This is a genomic window from Micromonospora sp. NPDC003776 (assembly GCF_053605645.1).
In genome coordinates, this window is record NZ_JBSGJR010000118.1 from 1 (window position 1) to 14,036 (window position 14,036).

The following is a 14,036-nucleotide window of genomic DNA, read 5'->3' on the forward strand; positions in this document are numbered from 1 at the left end:
GGGCGCCGACGCGTACGCGGCCGTGCCGGCGAGCTGTGCCACCGCGGCGGCGACCAGCCCTGCCGGCGGCCCGCCGAGGGTCACCGCGAGCAGGGTGACCAGCGGGCCGACCACGAAGATCACCTCCTGCACGGCGATGTCGAGGGTGTACGCCGTCGGCACGGCCGACGCCGGCAGCAGGCTGGGCCAGAGGGTCCGCAGGCAGGCCTCCAGCGGGGGCGTACCCAGCCCGGCCACCGCCGCGCCGACCACCGCGCCGGCCAGGTGGCCCCCGGTCAGCGCCACCGCCACGAACCCGAGACCGGACAGGATCGCCGCCCCCCAGAGCACCGGCGGCTGCCGCCACCGGTCCACCGCCCGGGCCAGCAGCGGAGTGCCCAACGCCATCCCCGCCGTGTACGCGGCGACCAGCAGGCCGGCCGTGGCCAGGCTCAGCGACTGCCGGGCGAACAACAACAGCGCCAGCGGCCCGCTGGCGGTGGGCAGCCGGCCGACCTGGCTGCTGAGCAGGACCCGTAACACCTGGGGCGCGCGCAGCACGCCCCGGATCCCGGAACTGTCGACGGACATGAGGCATCGCTCCCGGTTGCTTCCGAACGGGTGAGAGGAAGGGGATCCGGGACCGGATCAGGGAGCGAAGTCGGCCCGCTCGTGGTCGTTGCCGTACAACGGCAGCGCGGGCGTGATCCACTGCGCGTACGCGGCCGCGACGGCCTCCACGGGGATCACCAGCCGACGGTAGCCCATCTGAGGGCGGGGACGCGCCCGGCGGGGCCACTCAGCCCGGCCGGTGTAGCCCGCGTCCCGTGCCCGGGCCACCGCCTGCGCCCGGTCGGCGACGCCGAGCTTGAGCAGGATGTTCGACACATGATTTTGGGCGGCTCATGCTGATCCCGGCCAGGGCTGGAACCCTGACTCGGAACCTTCCGATCCGTAGTCCGAACCCATCAGATTCATGTGGCTGGTCGTGGTAGTCGTGGATTTCGACGACGTCCCTCCGGGGGTCGCGGATGATGCGGCCGGCGCATTGAATGAGTAGGCCGTCGTAGGAGATCGGGCCGGCGAGGAACAGGGTGTCGAACGCGGGGGCGTCGAAGCCTTCGCCGATGAACGGTGTGGTGCCGATGACGAGGAGGCGGTCGCCGGTCTTGGCTCGATCGAGTCGACCGACGAGCGTCCGTCGGTTGGTGGCGCTCATCGCTCCTTGCAGCACGAGCGCCTGATGTCTTCGCGTCAAGAGCAGGGCAGTGAGTGCCTCGAAGTCAGCGACCCGCCGGGTGAGGACGAGACAGTTGTGCCCAGGGGCCAGTGCCGCGACGACGTCATCGGTGATCCGGGCGTTGCGTGACTCGTCGAGGGCCAGTCTTCGGTGCACCTCGGCGAGCGCGCCGGGCGCGTCCAGGTCCACGTTGCCGGGCTGGAATGTGGTCTCGCGGATGAACAGCGCTCTTGGCGTACCTGCGTAAGAACCCCTTGGGGCCCTAAGAAGTATCAGGGAGTCGGGGTAGTTTGATCTTGCCGGTGGACTTCTGCCGGGTGGTGTTTTCCCGGCTCATCCGGCTGACAGGGTGGATCGGCGAGGCTCGTTTGGGGGCGCGAATCGCCGACGCCCCCAACCGAGCCCCCAAGGCCGTACCCGGCCGAGCCCCCACCCGCTGGCTGACAACCACAGGCCGGCTCGGCCGCGGGCGAGCGCCCAGGACAGTCCTTCTCGGCAGCCGGTGCGGGTCCTCGTATAGCCGGCAGGCCATGGTGACAGCCGGGGAAATTGCCGTACCGCTGCTGCGCCGTTGTCAGGCCCTGTCAGAGCTGGCAAGGCCGCCGATCTGCACCGCCCCAGGTTCTACGGAGATCAACTGTTGGCCCACCCACGAGGTCAGATCCTGTTAGGTCGGGTCAGGTTCGGTCAGATGTCGGGCTTGCTGACAGAATCGCTTGCTCGCCGCACCCGGACGGCTCAGGTCTGACAGGAATCGCCGGCCGCCGGGACCAGCGACGGTCTCCGGCCCGCGGTCCCGGACCGGTGTTGCGCCCGCCTCCCGCCGGCCGGGACCGCCCGGACAGCATTCCGGACCACCCGGACCGCGTCCCGGACCGCCCGCACCGCCCGGACCGCCGGACAGCGTCCGGGACCGCCCGGACCGCGCCCGGACAGCGTCCCGGACCGCCCGGACAGCGTCCCGGACCGCCCGGGTCCGTCCGGACCGTCGGACAGCGTCCCGGACCGCCGGGCGCTGGAGCGCCGGGGCAAGGACCGCTGTGGCGGCGCCCCCGGGACCGCGGCGATGGGCCGCGTGGACCAGCGAAGGCGGACTGCGGACCGGCTCGCGAGCATCGACTTCGCCCCGGGGTGTAGTGCGTGGCCTTCGTGTCCAGGGCGATGTCGGCCAGGGGCACGGGATCCGCGTCGGGCAGCCGGTCCGGGCCGTCGACCCGGGTGCGGCTTGGCCGAGTTCGTGGCGCAGCTGCCGGCACGCGTCCGGGTGACGTTCGGTGACTTCAGCACCAGGGCGGCGCCCCGGTCCAGCAGTACGCCGCACAGGGGTGCCGTATCGGTCGGCGTCTGAGCCGGGTGCGCCGATCGGCGCCCGCCGGCGGTGCCGACTCGACGTGGCTTGACCCCGGCGACGGATTGAGCGTGGATCAGGGCCCGCCGGCGGCTGATCCATCGGCGACGGGTTCGCACCATCACCCGGCCCGGCAGGGCCTGCTGACAAAGGAGACGCAAGCGATGACCAGCCCTGCCCGGGCGGGCACAAGCTGCCCCATAGACCCCTGGCCGGCGAAGCGCCGCCGCAACGGATTCGCCTAGGTATCGCACCGCCGCACCGCACGTGCCGGCGGCTTCCACCCACAGATCGGTCCGGGGCGCAACGACAGGCGCCACCGGAATTTGACGGACGGAGATCCGCAAGCCATGAGTCAAGCCGTCAAGGCTGCCCTGCTCACCACGAAAGACCTCGGGAAGAACGAACGAGCGGTAGCCATCGCCATCGCCGCCCACGCCAACCGTGAGGGCAACGCCTGGCCATCGGTTGCCACCCTCGCCGAATACGTCGGCTGCTCCGAACGCACCGTGCAACGATGCCTGGCCAAACTCGTGCAACTGGGTCGTCTCGTCGTGTCGACGGTCGCTGGCATCGCCACCCGCGTCTACCGGCTGGTGCACCAGAACCGACCGACCACAACCACAACGGGGGTGACAAACCGACCGGCGGGGGTGACAAAATCGCCCGCCCGGGGTGACAGCCAGAGTGTCACCCGAAGTACTGAAGACCAATTGAAAGCCGACGCACCCGCGAGCCATGGCCGGTGGCGGCGGATTCTGTCCGCAAGCCGGCGGGCTCCGGTGGCAGCCGGGACCGACTGGCGGCGCCCGGCCACGCCAAACGCCGGCCCGTGCCAACGTCCTGGGCATATTGGCCAACCCGCAGGCCGCTGCGTCCCCTGCCGATCCGAGGCGATCGAGCGCAGGTGAACCCCCCGACGTCCCAGGAAACGCCGTAGACCTCCACGCCGTGGACCACTTCGCGGCGGAGGTCCTTGTCCGCACCGGGCGCACCGCTGAGGCCGGACAGGAACTCGAACGCGCTGCTCGCCACAGCGGAACCGGACTGGAGTGGCCGGGTCGACGCGCCGCGGCTGGCGGCGCAACTTGCCAACGACAGCGGCTGGTTGGACGCCTCCGCCACCTGCTGCGCACGTGGTGCATATCGAACCGGATGCCGTCCGGCGCGACGTGTGCTCGCCAGCTGATGCCAGCCCGGGTCAACTAGTGCTACCTGGTGCAAACCGGGCCCACGGGTGTCTATCGTCGGTGCGATCCGTGTGGTCGACGTTTGATCGTCGCCCCACCCGCACGGGTCGGTCAACCCGGGTCAACGCGGGCCGCTCCCTGGCATCCCGGGTCAACGCGCCGGTCGCTAGACTGAGCGCTCGCGCCCTCGTAGCTCAGGGGATAGAGCAACGGTTTCCTAAACCGTGTGTCGCAGGTTCGAATCCTGCCGGGGGCACCAGGTCAGACCCGTGATCTCTTGCGTAGCCTCGCGTCGTGATCAACAACGTCAGAGTGGCCGTCGTGGGCGTCGGCAACAACACCTCAGCCCTGGTGCAGGGGATTGCCTTCTATCGCCAGACCGGCAGCCTGGTGGGCATCCACCGACCGGTGATCGGAGAGCTGGGCATCGGCGACATCGACGTGGTCGCGGCCTTCGCGCGCTCCGACGGCAAGGTGGGCCGGGACCTGCACGAGGCGATCTTCGTGCCGCCCAACAACTTCCCCCGTCTCGACACGCAGCTGCCACCGGCCGGCGTGACCGTGCAGCGCGGTCTCGTGGACTCGACGGGGATCGAGCGGGTGGCGCACGCGCTGGAGGGTGCCGAGGTGCTGCTCTACTCCGCGCCGAGCGGCCGGCCGGAGACCGCCCGCGCGTACGCCGAGGCCGCGCTGCTGGCCGGGGTGGCGTTCGTCAACACCACGTCGGACGCGGTCGCCCGGGAACCCTCGTTGCTCGCGCGTTTCGAGGCCGCCGGCCTGCCGGTGCTCGGCGACGACCTGGCCAGCCAGTTCGGCACCTCGGTGTTGCATCACGCGCTGCTGCGGTTGCTCGAGGAGCGCGGCCTCACGCTGGTCAGTTCGTACCAGGTCAATCTGGGCGGTACGGAGGACTTCCGCAATCTGGTCGAGCGCCCCAACACCAAGAAGCAGTCCAAGTTGAACGCCGTGGGTTCCGACAAGGTGCAGATGGCGCCCCTCGGCTACCTTCCGCAGCTGGGATCGCACAAGATCGCTCACCTGAACATCGAGGCGCAGGGCTGGGGCGAGACGGCGGTGAGCCTGGATGTACGACTGAAGGTGCACGACCCGAGCGGGGCAGCCGGCGTCAACATCGACCTCATTCGGATCGCCGCCACCGCCCTACGATCGGGCCGTGGCGGCTACCCGGCCGAGGCGGCTTCGCTGCTGAAATCCCCACCCGGGACGGCGATCTGAGGACAGTCGACCAGGGTCACCCCGGCAGGCGGTAGACCGAGACGTGGGAGCGGGAGTCCGCGGTGAACTCCGCGCCGGACCAGTCGGCGTGCCGGGACTCCAGCTCGAAGCCGGCCAGCTGCGCCATCAGGTCTAGCTCGGCCGGCCAGATGTAGCGGTGCGGGCTGCGGAACAGCCGCGCCTCGGTGCCCTCGCCGAAATGGAAGTGGTACGACACGGCGCGTTGGTGCAGCACGTCGTAGGTGTCCAGGCCGATGTAGCCGGGCTCGGCGTGCCAGACGGTGGCCTGCTGGCCCGGTGGGAGCTTGCGCAGCTCCGGCACCCAGAGTTCGATCACGAACCGGCCGCCGGGACCGAGGTGGCGGGCCGCGTTGCGGAAGCAGGCGACCTGCTCCGCCTGGGTCTGCAGGTTGGAGATGGTGTTGTAGACCAGGTAGACGAGCGAGAACGTGCCCGGGGCGACGGTGGTGGCCATGTCCCCGACCAACACCGGGATCGTCCCCTCGTCCACCTTCGTCCGCAGCCGCTCGGCCATCGGGCGGGACAGTTCGATGCCGGTGACCGGTACGCCCCGTTCGGCCAGCGGCACAGCCACCCGGCCGGTCCCGACGGCGAATTCGAGCGCCCGCCCGTCGCCGGCGAGGTCGGCGAGGCGGTCCACGGTCGGCCCCAGCACCTCGGGGGCGAACATGCCCGTGCCGGGTGTGTCGTAGCGCTGGGCGGCCTCGGCGTCCCAGAGTTCCTCCTGGCTCAGCATGACCCCGACCCTGGCCGTGGCCGCGCCCGATGTCGAGCGAATTCCGGCCGCGCCCCGGCCGCAGCCGTCAGGCATGCACGTAGCGGTCGGCGGCGGCGCGCAGTTCCGCCACCACCCGCTGCCGCAGCTCGTCGGGAGCCAGCACCTCGACGGCGGAGCCGAGGCTGAGCAGCGCCGACACCGCCCAACCGACGTTCTCGAACGGGACGGTCAGCTCGACCTCTCCGGTGGCCGTGACGGGCACCCGGTCCTTGCCGGGCACCGGGACGAGGCGGCGCAGGCGCGGCAGGGCCCGGGCCGCCACGCGTACGGTCGCCTCGACCGCGACCTGCTCGTCCTCCAGCGCCCGGCGGGCCTCGGCCCACGACCCGGCCAGGTCGAAGCCGGGCGGACGGGCCACCGGCTCCGCCAGTGCCTCCACCGTGCGCACCCTTGAGACCCGGTACGTGCGCCGCTGCCCGTCCCGCCGCGCGACGAGGTACCAGTCCCCGGCGGCCAGCACCAGCCCGAGCGGGTCCACCTCCCGGGTGGTCGCCCGCCCGTCGCGGACGTACTCGAGGCGGACCCGGCGGTCGCGCCAGACCGCGTCGGCGAGCTGGGGCAGGCACGGCACCGGCTCGGGGGTGCCGTACCAGCGGGTCGGGTCGAGGTGGAAGCGCTCGGCGGTGTGGCCGGCGCGTTCCCGGGCCTCCCCGGTGAGACTGGCCCAGACCTTGATCCGCGCCCCCTCCAGCAGTTCGCCGAGGCCCAGCTGCTCGGCCGGGCCGGTCAGCCCGAGGAAGGCCAGCGCGCCCGCCTCGTCCAGGCCGACCCCGGTGAGGCGGGTGCGGTAGCCGCGGTCCAGACGGTAGCCACCGGCCGGGCCCCGGGTCGATCGCACGGGGATGCCGGCGGCGATCAGGGCCTCGACATCCCGCTGGACGGTGCGCTCACTGACCGCCAGCAGCTGGGCCAGCTCCCGGGCGCCGGCCTGGCCGCGCACCTGGAGTTGGAGCAGCAGGGTCATCATCCGCGAGGCACGCACCCCGTCATGGTGGCTCATATACCCGACAGAAGGTGTCGGGAACCGGGTGAAGACTGAACGGCACCGACGAGGGGAGTGACGGTGACGGAGCGGATCACCCCCGCCCAGTTCCACGCGGCCGACGGGGTGGCGGACTGGCGGGTGCTGGGCGAGGGGGCGGGTGCCTGGTTCCGGACCGGGTCGTTCGCGGCCGGGGTACGGCTGGTGCGGGCGATCGGCGAGCTGCCCAGCCTGGCCGACCACCAACCGGACGTCGACCTGCGGCGCGACGGGGTGGCCGTACGCCTGGTCACGTCGACCGCCGACCACTACGGGCTGACCGGAGCCGACCTGACCCTGGCCCGGGAGATCTCGGCGGCGGCGCGCGAACTGGGTGTGTCCGCCGATCCGTCGGCCGTGCAGAGCGTGCAGGTGACCGTCGACGCGCTGGACCTGCCGACGGTCACGCCGTTCTGGCAGGCCCTGCTCGGGTACGCGTACCGGGCGGGCAGCCCCGAGGACCTGGTCGATCGGCGCGGGCGCGGGGCGGCGTTCTGGTTCCAGCAGATGGACGAGCCGCGACCGCAGCGCAACCGGATGCACGTCGACGTCTGGGTCCCGTACGACGTGGCGGAGGCCCGGATCGCGGCGGCCGTGGCGGCCGGCGGCCGCCTGGTGAGCGACGCGCACGCGCCGGCGTTCTGGGTGCTGGCCGACCCGGAGGGCAACGAGGCCTGCGTCGGCACGGTCGGCGGGGCGGCGTCCTGATGACGGTCAGCGTCGTGCCCGCGAACGAGGCGAGCTGGGACGACCTGCAGGCGGTGTTCGGCCGGCGCGGCGAGGCCGCCCGCTGCCAGTGCCAGTGGTTCAAGGTCCGGGACCGGGACTGGCGGTCGCTGCCGGTCGAGGCGCGGGCCGGGCGGCTGCGGGAGCAGACCGACTGCGACCACCCCGGGGCCGGCAGCACCAGCGGGCTCGTCGCCTACCTGGACGGCGAACCGGTCGGGTGGTGCGCGGTCGAGCCGCGGACCGCGTACCCGCGGCTGCGGTACACCCGGGTGCCCTGGACCGGCCGGGCCGAGGACCGGGACGACCCGGGCGTCTGGGCGGTGACCTGCTTCGTCACCCGGGTGGGCTACCGGCGTCGGGGGGTCAGCGGCGCCCTCGCCCGGGCCGCCGTCGACTTCGCCCGCGGGCGCGGCGCCCGCGCCCTGGAGGGCTACCCGATCGTCCTGCCACCAGGCCGGGAGGCCAGCTGGGGAGAGCTGTACGTGGGCAGCCCGAGCATCTTCGCCGACGCCGGCTTCGTGAAGGTCAGTCACCCGACGCCGCGTCGGCTGGTGATGCGGATCGACTTCTGACCGGGAGCGGGAAACCGGCCGTGCCGGCTGCGGGCCCGTTGCTACGCTCCGCGAGGGAGCGGTGCGCAGCGTGACGATCGGGGTTCGCGGGTGCCGGGTGGTCACCGTCGGTACCCTGCTAAGTCCTGGCCTGCCCGCGACGACATGGTGGTACTTGATGAACGATCTTCGAGTGGTGGCGTTCGACCTGGACGACACCCTGGCGGTTTCCAAGTCCCAGATCGATCGTCGGATGGCGGAACTCCTCGGCCACCTGCTCACCGAGGTGGACGTGCTGATCATCTCCGGGGGCCGGTTCGAGCAGTTCGAGATGCAGGTCCTGGCGCACCTCGACCTCAGTGAGGAGCAGCGCGGCCGGCTGCACCTGATGCCGACCTGCGGCACCCGCTACTACCGCTGGTCCGACGGTCAGTGGCGGCAGGTCTACGCCGAGGACCTGAGCGAGGCGGACAAGGCCCGCGTGGTCGCGGCGCTCACCGAGTCGGCGCAGGCGCTGGGCCTCTGGGAGGCGAAGACCTGGGGCGACATCATCGAGGATCGGGGCAGCCAGATCACCTTCTCGGCGCTGGGCCAGTCCGCGCCGCCGGCCGAGAAGTACGGCTGGGACCCGGACGGCAGCAAGAAGAAGCGGCTCCGGGACGCGGTCGCGGAGAAGCTGCCCGACCTGGAGGTACGGGGCGGCGGCTCGACGTCGATTGACGTCACCCGCAAGGGTGTGGACAAGGCGTACGGCATGCGCAAGCTGCTGGAGTGCCTGGACCTGAAGCTGGACAACGTGCTCTTCGTCGGTGACCGCCTCGACGCGGGCGGCAACGACTACCCGGTGAAGGCCATGGGCATCCAGTGCGTCCCGGTGACCCGCTGGGAGGAGACGGCCGACTACGTGGAGGCCCTCGTCGACGACCTGGTGAAGCTCCGCGAGCAGCGGGCCTGACGGCCCCGCCGCCGCCCCGGCCGGCATGGTCCCGGGGCGGCGACGGCAGCCGTCAGAGCGCGGCGCGGATCGCCTCGGCCAGCGTGGTCGGGGCGCGGCCCAGCAGCGCGGCCAGGTCGTTCTCGACCTCCAGTTCGCCCTGGGCGAGGCCGCGGTCGCCGTCCGCGAGCACGGCCGCGTACCCCTCGGGCAGGCCCGCCGCGACCAGCAGCTCGGTGTACTTGTCGACGGGCAGGTCGAGGTAGGAGATGGTCCGGCCGGCCTGCCGGGAGACCTCGGCCGCCAGCTCGGTCATGGTGAAGGGCGCCCCGCCCAGCTCGTACACCCGGCCGGCCTGGCCCTCGGTGGTGAGCACCGCGGCGGCGGCCTCGGCGTAGTCCGCCCGGCTCGCGGCGCTGACCCGCCCGTCGCCCGCCGCGCCGGCCACCCCGTGCTGGAGGTACGTGGGGAGCTGGCCGGTGTAGTTCTCCAGGTACCAGCTGTTGCGCAGGAAGACGTACGGCAGGCCGGCGTCCTTGATCAGCTGCTCGGTCGCCTTGTGCTCGGCGGCGAGCACCAGGCTGGAGGTGTCCGCGTGCGCGATGCTGGTGTAGACGACCAGCCCGACGCCGGCCTCCTTCGCGGCGGTGACCACGTTGCCGTGCTGCACCACCCGCTTGCCGACCTCGCTGCCAGAGACGAACATCAGCTTCTCCGCGCCCGCGAAGGCCGCCTGCAGCGACGCCGGGTCGTCGTAGTCGGCCCGCTGGGTGACCACGCCCCGCCCGGCGAGTTCGGCCAGCCGGTCGATGTTCCGGCCGACCGCGGTGATCTGGCTGGCGGGTACGCCCCGGTCGAGCAGCGACTCGATGATCAGGCGGCCGAGCGGGCCGGTGGCGCCGGTGACGACGATGGACATGAGGACTCCCTGTGGTTGCGACATCGGCTGTCTTCCCACGGCAACGGGAAGCATCCCGCTTGACTTCCCGTTGGAGAGTAGGCACCTTCAAGTTCGGTACGCACTGAAGGAGAGTGAGCCCGTGCAGGCGGACCCGTTCAACCGGAACTGCGGCAGCCGGAAGGTCCTGGACCGGATCGGCGACCGCTGGAGCGTGCTGATCGTGCTCACCCTCGCCGGCGGCGACAAGCGCTACGGCGAGATCGCCGAGCGGGTCGACGGCATCAGCCAGAAGATGCTCACCCAGACGCTGCGTGGCCTGGAGCGCGACGGCATCGTCACCCGTACCGTGCACGCGAGCGTGCCGCCGCGGGTGGACTACGCGCTCACCGACCTCGGCCGCAGCCTGCTCGACCTGGTCGCCGGCCTGGAGGCGTGGGCCACCACCCACCTCGCTGAGGTGGAGGCCGCCCGGGCCCGCTACGACGCCCGCTGACCCGGTTCCGGAACCGGCGGAGTCTGGCGCGATCGAGGTCGATGGGGTAGGAACGGCGAGAGAGCGCTCTCCGTACCCCACCATCCCGAACAGGCAGGCAGATGAGACCACTCGACCGCTCCCGCCGCCGATTCCTCACCGTCACCGCCGCCTCGGCCGCGTCGCTGACCGCCCTCGGGCTCCCCGCGCTGCCGACCGCCGCCGCGCCCGCCGCCGACGACCGCGCCGCCGAGCCCGACTTCGGCCCCAACGTCTTCGTGTACGACCCGAGCACCCCCGTCGAGGAGATCCAGTCCACCCTGGACCGCCTCTTCGCCGCCCAGGAACACAACGAGATGGGCGCCAACCGCTACGCGGTGCTCTTCAAGCCCGGCCGGTACGAGGTGAACGCCCGGCTCGGCTACTACACCACCGTCGCCGGTCTCGGCGCCCACCCCGACGACGTGGAGATCCACGGCGCGGTCCGGGTGATCGGCCAGCCCGACCCCAACTCGCCCGCCGGGATCTCCGCCCTCACCAACTTCTGGCGCTCGGTGGAGAACCTCGCCGTCACCCCGACCGACTGGTCGAACCAGTGGGCCGTCTCCCAGGCGTCCCCCATGCGCCGGGTGCACATCAAGGGCATCCTCTGGCTGGAGCCCGGCAACGGCGGCTACTCCAGCGGCGGGTACATCGCCGACTCCAGGGTGGACGGCATCACCATCAACGGCTCCCAGCAGCAGTGGCTGACCCGGGACAGCGAACTCGGCGGTGACTGGACCAACGGCGTCTGGAACCAGGTCTTCTCGGGCGTGGTCGGCGCACCCGCGCCGGGCTTCCCGAACCCGCCGTACACCACCCTGCCGACCAGCCCGGTCACCCGCGAGAAGCCGTACCTCTTCGTGGACGCGGCAGGTGGCTGGCGGGTGGCCGTACCCGCGCTGCGGCACGACACGGCCGGCACCACCTGGGGCGCCGGCGCCCGGCCCGTCCCCTCGCTGCCGCTGGCCGACTTCTTCGTCGCCCGGCCCACCGACTCGGCCCAGCGGATCAACGAGGAGCTGTCCCGGGGCCGGCACCTGCTGCTCACCCCGGGCGTCTACCACCTGGACCGGGCGCTGCGGGTCAAGCACCCCGACACCGTGGTGCTCGGCCTCGGCATGCCCAGCCTCGCCCCGACCACCGGGGACGCGGCCCTGCGGATCGAGGACGTCGACGGCGTACGCATCGCCGGGGTGCTGGTCGACGCCGGGCCGGTCGAGTCCGAGGTGCTCGTCCAGGTCGGCGAGCCGCACAGCCGCCGGTCGCACGCCGGCAACCCGATCTCGCTGCAGGACGTCTTCGTCCGCATCGGCGGCCCGAACGTCGGCCGGGCGCGCACCAGCCTGGTGGTGAACAGCCGGCACACCCTGATCGACAACATCTGGGCCTGGCGCGGCGACCACGGCGAATCCGGCACCATCGGCTGGACCGTCAACACCGCCGACACCGGCGTGGTGGTCAACGGCGACGACGTGACCGCGTACGGGCTCTTCGTCGAGCACTACCAGCGCTGGCAGACGGTGTGGCGCGGCGAGCGCGGACGTACGGTCTTCTACCAGAGCGAACTGCCGTACGACCCGCCGAGCCAGGCCGCCTGGCGCAGCCCGACCGGCAACGGCTGGGCTTCGTACAAGGTCGCCGGGGACGTGCGGGAGCACGAGGCGTGGGGGCTGGGCGTTTACTCGTACTTCAACCAGGGCGTGGACATCCGCTGCGACCGGGCGATCGAGGCGCCCCGCCGGGCGGGCGTCCGGTTCCACGACGCGATCACCGTCTTCCTCGACGGCAGCGGTGGCATCGAATGCACCATCAACGAGGCCGGCACCGCGGTGATCGGCTCCTACGGCACCAGCCCCGTGATCAGCTACCCCTGACCCGGGACGGAGGACCCGGCCGGCCCGTGGCCGGCGGGGTCCTCCGCCTCCGGCGGGCCTCAGACGGGGAGTTGCTCGGCCCGGGTGACCACCTGGTCGATCAGGCCGTACTCGCGGGCCTGCTCGGCGGTGAACCAGCGGTCCCGGTCCCAGTCGCGCTGGATCTCGTCCAGCGTGCGCCCGCTGTGCCCGGCGATCAACTCCTGCATCGTGCGCTTCACGTGCAGCATGTTCTCCGCCTGGATGGTGATGTCGGCGGCGGTGCCGCCCATCCCGCCCGACGGCTGGTGCATCATGATCCGCGAGTGGGGGAGCGCGAACCGCTTCCCGGCCGCCCCGGCGCAGAGCAGGAACTGGCCCATCGAGCCGGCCAGTCCGAGCGCCAAGGTCCCCACGTCGTTCTTGACGTACCGCATGGTGTCGTAGACGGCCATCCCCGCGGTGACCGAGCCGCCCGGCGAGTTGATGTAGAGGAAGATGTCCCGCTCCGGGTCCTCGGCGGCCAGCAGCAGGATCTGTGCGCAGATCTGGTTGGCCGACGCGTCGGTGACCTCGGTGCCGAGGAAGATGATCCGCTCCTTGAGCAGCCGTTCGAAGACCCGGTCGCCGAACGACGGCTGCCCCTCGTCGAGCATCCAGATGCCGTACCCCATGACCTGACCACCCTCCGTGCCGCCGGCGGGCGACGGGCCGCCCGGGAACCGGCCGCCTCCAGCCTCCGGCGGGCGGTGGCCGTGGGCCCAGGGATTCTGCCCGGGGCAGATCCGCCCTCGGCAGAAGCCGCCGGGCCGGTGCTCGGCGGGGTCAGCCGGCCGGGATCACCACCCGCGCCACCGCCGCCTGGAACTCCTCGCCCGCGGCCCAGATCGACTCGTACGCCTGGATCAGCAGCTGGGCGAGGGCCGGGTGCTCGATCAGCAGCGACGTGCTCGACGCCTCGTCCGCGCGCGGGTCCCGCATCGACATGAGCACCCGCGCGCCGTCGGCGATGCAGAGCCGCATCGGCACCTCGGCGACCAGCCGGGCTCGCTCGCCGGCGTCCACGAAGCCCCGGGTGTGCGCCACCAGGGCCAGGTCGTCGAGCATCGCGTGCTCGTAGACGCAGCGGACGTCCCCGCCCTCGCGGGCCAGCCGCTGGGCCGCGTCCATCCCGGCCTGGTTCTCCACCACCAGGTAGGGCATCTTGGCCAGGGTGAGCAGCTGGTGCCGGGCGCTCGACTGGAGTTCGGCGAACCGCTCGCCGAGCTGTTCCCGGTCCCGGATGACCTCGACGTAGTCCAGCGGGTCGTCCTCGGACCGCCCACGGGTCCACAGCGGAGCCAGCTGGTCGATCAGCTCGGCGCCGGCACGCTCGCGTTGCTCGTACGCGCTGCGGTGGGCCTCCATCATCCGGCTGACCGCCGCCTGCGGGTCGACGGCCGCGTACCGCGCCACCGGGCCGGGCCGCACGCGAACCAGTCCGCGCTCGTTCAGCGAGTTGAGCACGTCGTAGATCCGCTGCCGGGGCACGCCGGAGGCGCGCGCCAGCTCCGCGGCGGTGTACCGGTCGCGGACCACCAGGGCCAGGTAGGCCCGGGCGGCGTACTGGGTGAGACCCAACCCGATGAGGGCGTCGATGAGGGGCGCTATGCCGGTCATGGCACACACCGTAGCTGCCGGGACACCGGCGCGGGGAGATCGATCACGCCGTCGACGGCCGATCGGTCCGTCGAGGGCGGGT

The 14,036-nt window shown here is 72.1% G+C and carries 14 protein-coding genes and 1 tRNA gene; 8 read left to right on the plus strand and 7 right to left on the minus strand.

What is annotated here, in order from left to right; all coding sequences use genetic code 11:
• Together ACWEVO_RS12935 and ACWEVO_RS12940 are read right to left on the minus strand one after the other, a co-directional pair.
• Positions 1-570: MFS transporter (locus ACWEVO_RS12935; protein ID WP_452307727.1), on the minus strand; the 570-nt coding region annotated here is incomplete at its 3' end.
• A gap of 208 nt (positions 571-778) precedes the next feature.
• Entirely contained in the window at positions 779-1,408 is a 630-nt protein-coding gene (locus ACWEVO_RS12940) for a helicase-related protein (protein WP_452307728.1), read from the minus strand.
• Between the two features lie 1,509 nt (positions 1,409-2,917).
• Here ACWEVO_RS12940 and ACWEVO_RS12945 point away from each other — a divergent pair.
• From ACWEVO_RS12945 to ACWEVO_RS12955, 3 genes are all read left to right on the plus strand, one after another.
• On the plus strand, positions 2,918-3,478 hold the full coding sequence (locus ACWEVO_RS12945) for a helix-turn-helix domain-containing protein (RefSeq protein ID WP_452307729.1): 561 nt from the start codon (positions 2,918-2,920) through the stop codon (positions 3,476-3,478).
• 462 nt (positions 3,479-3,940) lie between these two features.
• Positions 3,941-4,016: transfer RNA gene (locus tag ACWEVO_RS12950), tRNA-Arg, on the plus strand.
• Between the two features lie 35 nt (positions 4,017-4,051).
• Positions 4,052-4,993 carry an inositol-3-phosphate synthase gene (locus ACWEVO_RS12955; RefSeq protein ID WP_452307730.1) on the plus strand — a complete coding sequence of 314 codons (942 nt, stop codon included), beginning with the start codon at positions 4,052-4,054 and terminating at the stop codon, positions 4,991-4,993.
• Between the two features lie 16 nt (positions 4,994-5,009).
• Here ACWEVO_RS12955 and ACWEVO_RS12960 read toward each other — a convergent pair whose 3' ends face one another.
• Complete coding sequence (locus ACWEVO_RS12960) at positions 5,010-5,750, minus strand: class I SAM-dependent DNA methyltransferase (RefSeq protein ID WP_452307731.1); 741 nt, start codon at positions 5,748-5,750, stop codon at positions 5,010-5,012.
• A 67-nt stretch (positions 5,751-5,817) separates the two neighbouring features.
• Positions 5,818-6,774 carry a helix-turn-helix transcriptional regulator gene (locus ACWEVO_RS12965; RefSeq protein ID WP_452307732.1) on the minus strand — a complete coding sequence of 319 codons (957 nt, stop codon included), beginning with the start codon at positions 6,772-6,774 and terminating at the stop codon, positions 5,818-5,820.
• An 81-nt stretch (positions 6,775-6,855) separates the two neighbouring features.
• On the opposite strand from ACWEVO_RS12965, the gene ACWEVO_RS12970 reads away from it, so the two are divergent.
• The 3 genes from ACWEVO_RS12970 to ACWEVO_RS12980 all read left to right on the plus strand — a co-directional run bounded on the left by ACWEVO_RS12970 (position 6,856) and on the right by ACWEVO_RS12980 (position 9,048).
• Positions 6,856-7,521, plus strand: coding sequence for a VOC family protein (locus ACWEVO_RS12970; RefSeq protein WP_452307733.1), 666 nt, complete (start codon positions 6,856-6,858; stop codon positions 7,519-7,521).
• A complete protein-coding gene (locus tag ACWEVO_RS12975; RefSeq protein ID WP_452307734.1) occupies positions 7,521-8,114 on the plus strand; it encodes a GNAT family N-acetyltransferase in 594 nt (197 codons plus the stop codon). The genes ACWEVO_RS12970 and ACWEVO_RS12975 overlap by 1 nt, the downstream gene beginning before the upstream one ends.
• A 157-nt stretch (positions 8,115-8,271) precedes the next feature.
• Positions 8,272-9,048: an HAD-IIB family hydrolase gene (locus tag ACWEVO_RS12980; protein WP_452307735.1), complete on the plus strand. Its 777-nt coding sequence runs from the start codon at positions 8,272-8,274 to the stop codon at positions 9,046-9,048.
• A 52-nt stretch (positions 9,049-9,100) separates the two neighbouring features.
• On the opposite strand, the gene ACWEVO_RS12985 is transcribed toward ACWEVO_RS12980, so the two are convergent.
• On the minus strand, positions 9,101-9,946 hold the full coding sequence (locus ACWEVO_RS12985) for an SDR family oxidoreductase (RefSeq protein ID WP_452307736.1): 846 nt from the start codon (positions 9,944-9,946) through the stop codon (positions 9,101-9,103).
• A gap of 121 nt (positions 9,947-10,067) precedes the next feature.
• On the opposite strand from ACWEVO_RS12985, the gene ACWEVO_RS12990 reads away from it, so the two are divergent.
• Both ACWEVO_RS12990 and ACWEVO_RS12995 read left to right on the plus strand, forming a co-directional pair.
• A complete protein-coding gene (locus tag ACWEVO_RS12990) occupies positions 10,068-10,421 on the plus strand; it encodes a winged helix-turn-helix transcriptional regulator (protein WP_452307737.1) in 354 nt (117 codons plus the stop codon).
• 101 nt (positions 10,422-10,522) lie between these two features.
• Complete coding sequence (locus ACWEVO_RS12995) at positions 10,523-12,316, plus strand: adenylyl cyclase (RefSeq protein WP_452307738.1); 1,794 nt, start codon at positions 10,523-10,525, stop codon at positions 12,314-12,316.
• A 59-nt stretch (positions 12,317-12,375) separates the two neighbouring features.
• Here the strand turns inward: ACWEVO_RS12995 and ACWEVO_RS13000 are convergent, their stop codons facing one another.
• A complete protein-coding gene (locus tag ACWEVO_RS13000; RefSeq protein ID WP_452307739.1) occupies positions 12,376-12,969 on the minus strand; it encodes an ATP-dependent Clp protease proteolytic subunit in 594 nt (197 codons plus the stop codon).
• Between the two features lie 151 nt (positions 12,970-13,120).
• Entirely contained in the window at positions 13,121-13,954 is an 834-nt protein-coding gene (locus tag ACWEVO_RS13005; RefSeq protein ID WP_452307740.1) for a TrmB family transcriptional regulator, read from the minus strand.
• Between the last annotated feature and the right edge of the window lie 82 nt (positions 13,955-14,036).

Excerpts from the sequence above, each read along its gene's own strand:
- ACWEVO_RS12980 (WP_452307735.1), top strand. The coding sequence starts at position 8,272 with ATGAACGATCTTCGAGTGGTGGCGTTCGACCTGGACGACACCCTGGCG.
- ACWEVO_RS13005 (WP_452307740.1), bottom strand. The coding sequence starts at position 13,954 with ATGACCGGCATAGCGCCCCTCATCGACGCCCTCATCGGGTTGGGTCTC.
- ACWEVO_RS12985 (WP_452307736.1), bottom strand. The coding sequence starts at position 9,946 with ATGTCCATCGTCGTCACCGGCGCCACCGGCCCGCTCGGCCGCCTGATC.
- ACWEVO_RS12960 (WP_452307731.1), bottom strand. The coding sequence starts at position 5,750 with ATGCTGAGCCAGGAGGAACTCTGGGACGCCGAGGCCGCCCAGCGCTAC.
- ACWEVO_RS12975 (WP_452307734.1), top strand. The coding sequence starts at position 7,521 with ATGACGGTCAGCGTCGTGCCCGCGAACGAGGCGAGCTGGGACGACCTG.
- ACWEVO_RS12995 (WP_452307738.1), top strand. The coding sequence starts at position 10,523 with ATGAGACCACTCGACCGCTCCCGCCGCCGATTCCTCACCGTCACCGCC.
- ACWEVO_RS13000 (WP_452307739.1), bottom strand. The coding sequence starts at position 12,969 with ATGGGGTACGGCATCTGGATGCTCGACGAGGGGCAGCCGTCGTTCGGC.
- ACWEVO_RS12945 (WP_452307729.1), top strand. The coding sequence starts at position 2,918 with ATGAGTCAAGCCGTCAAGGCTGCCCTGCTCACCACGAAAGACCTCGGG.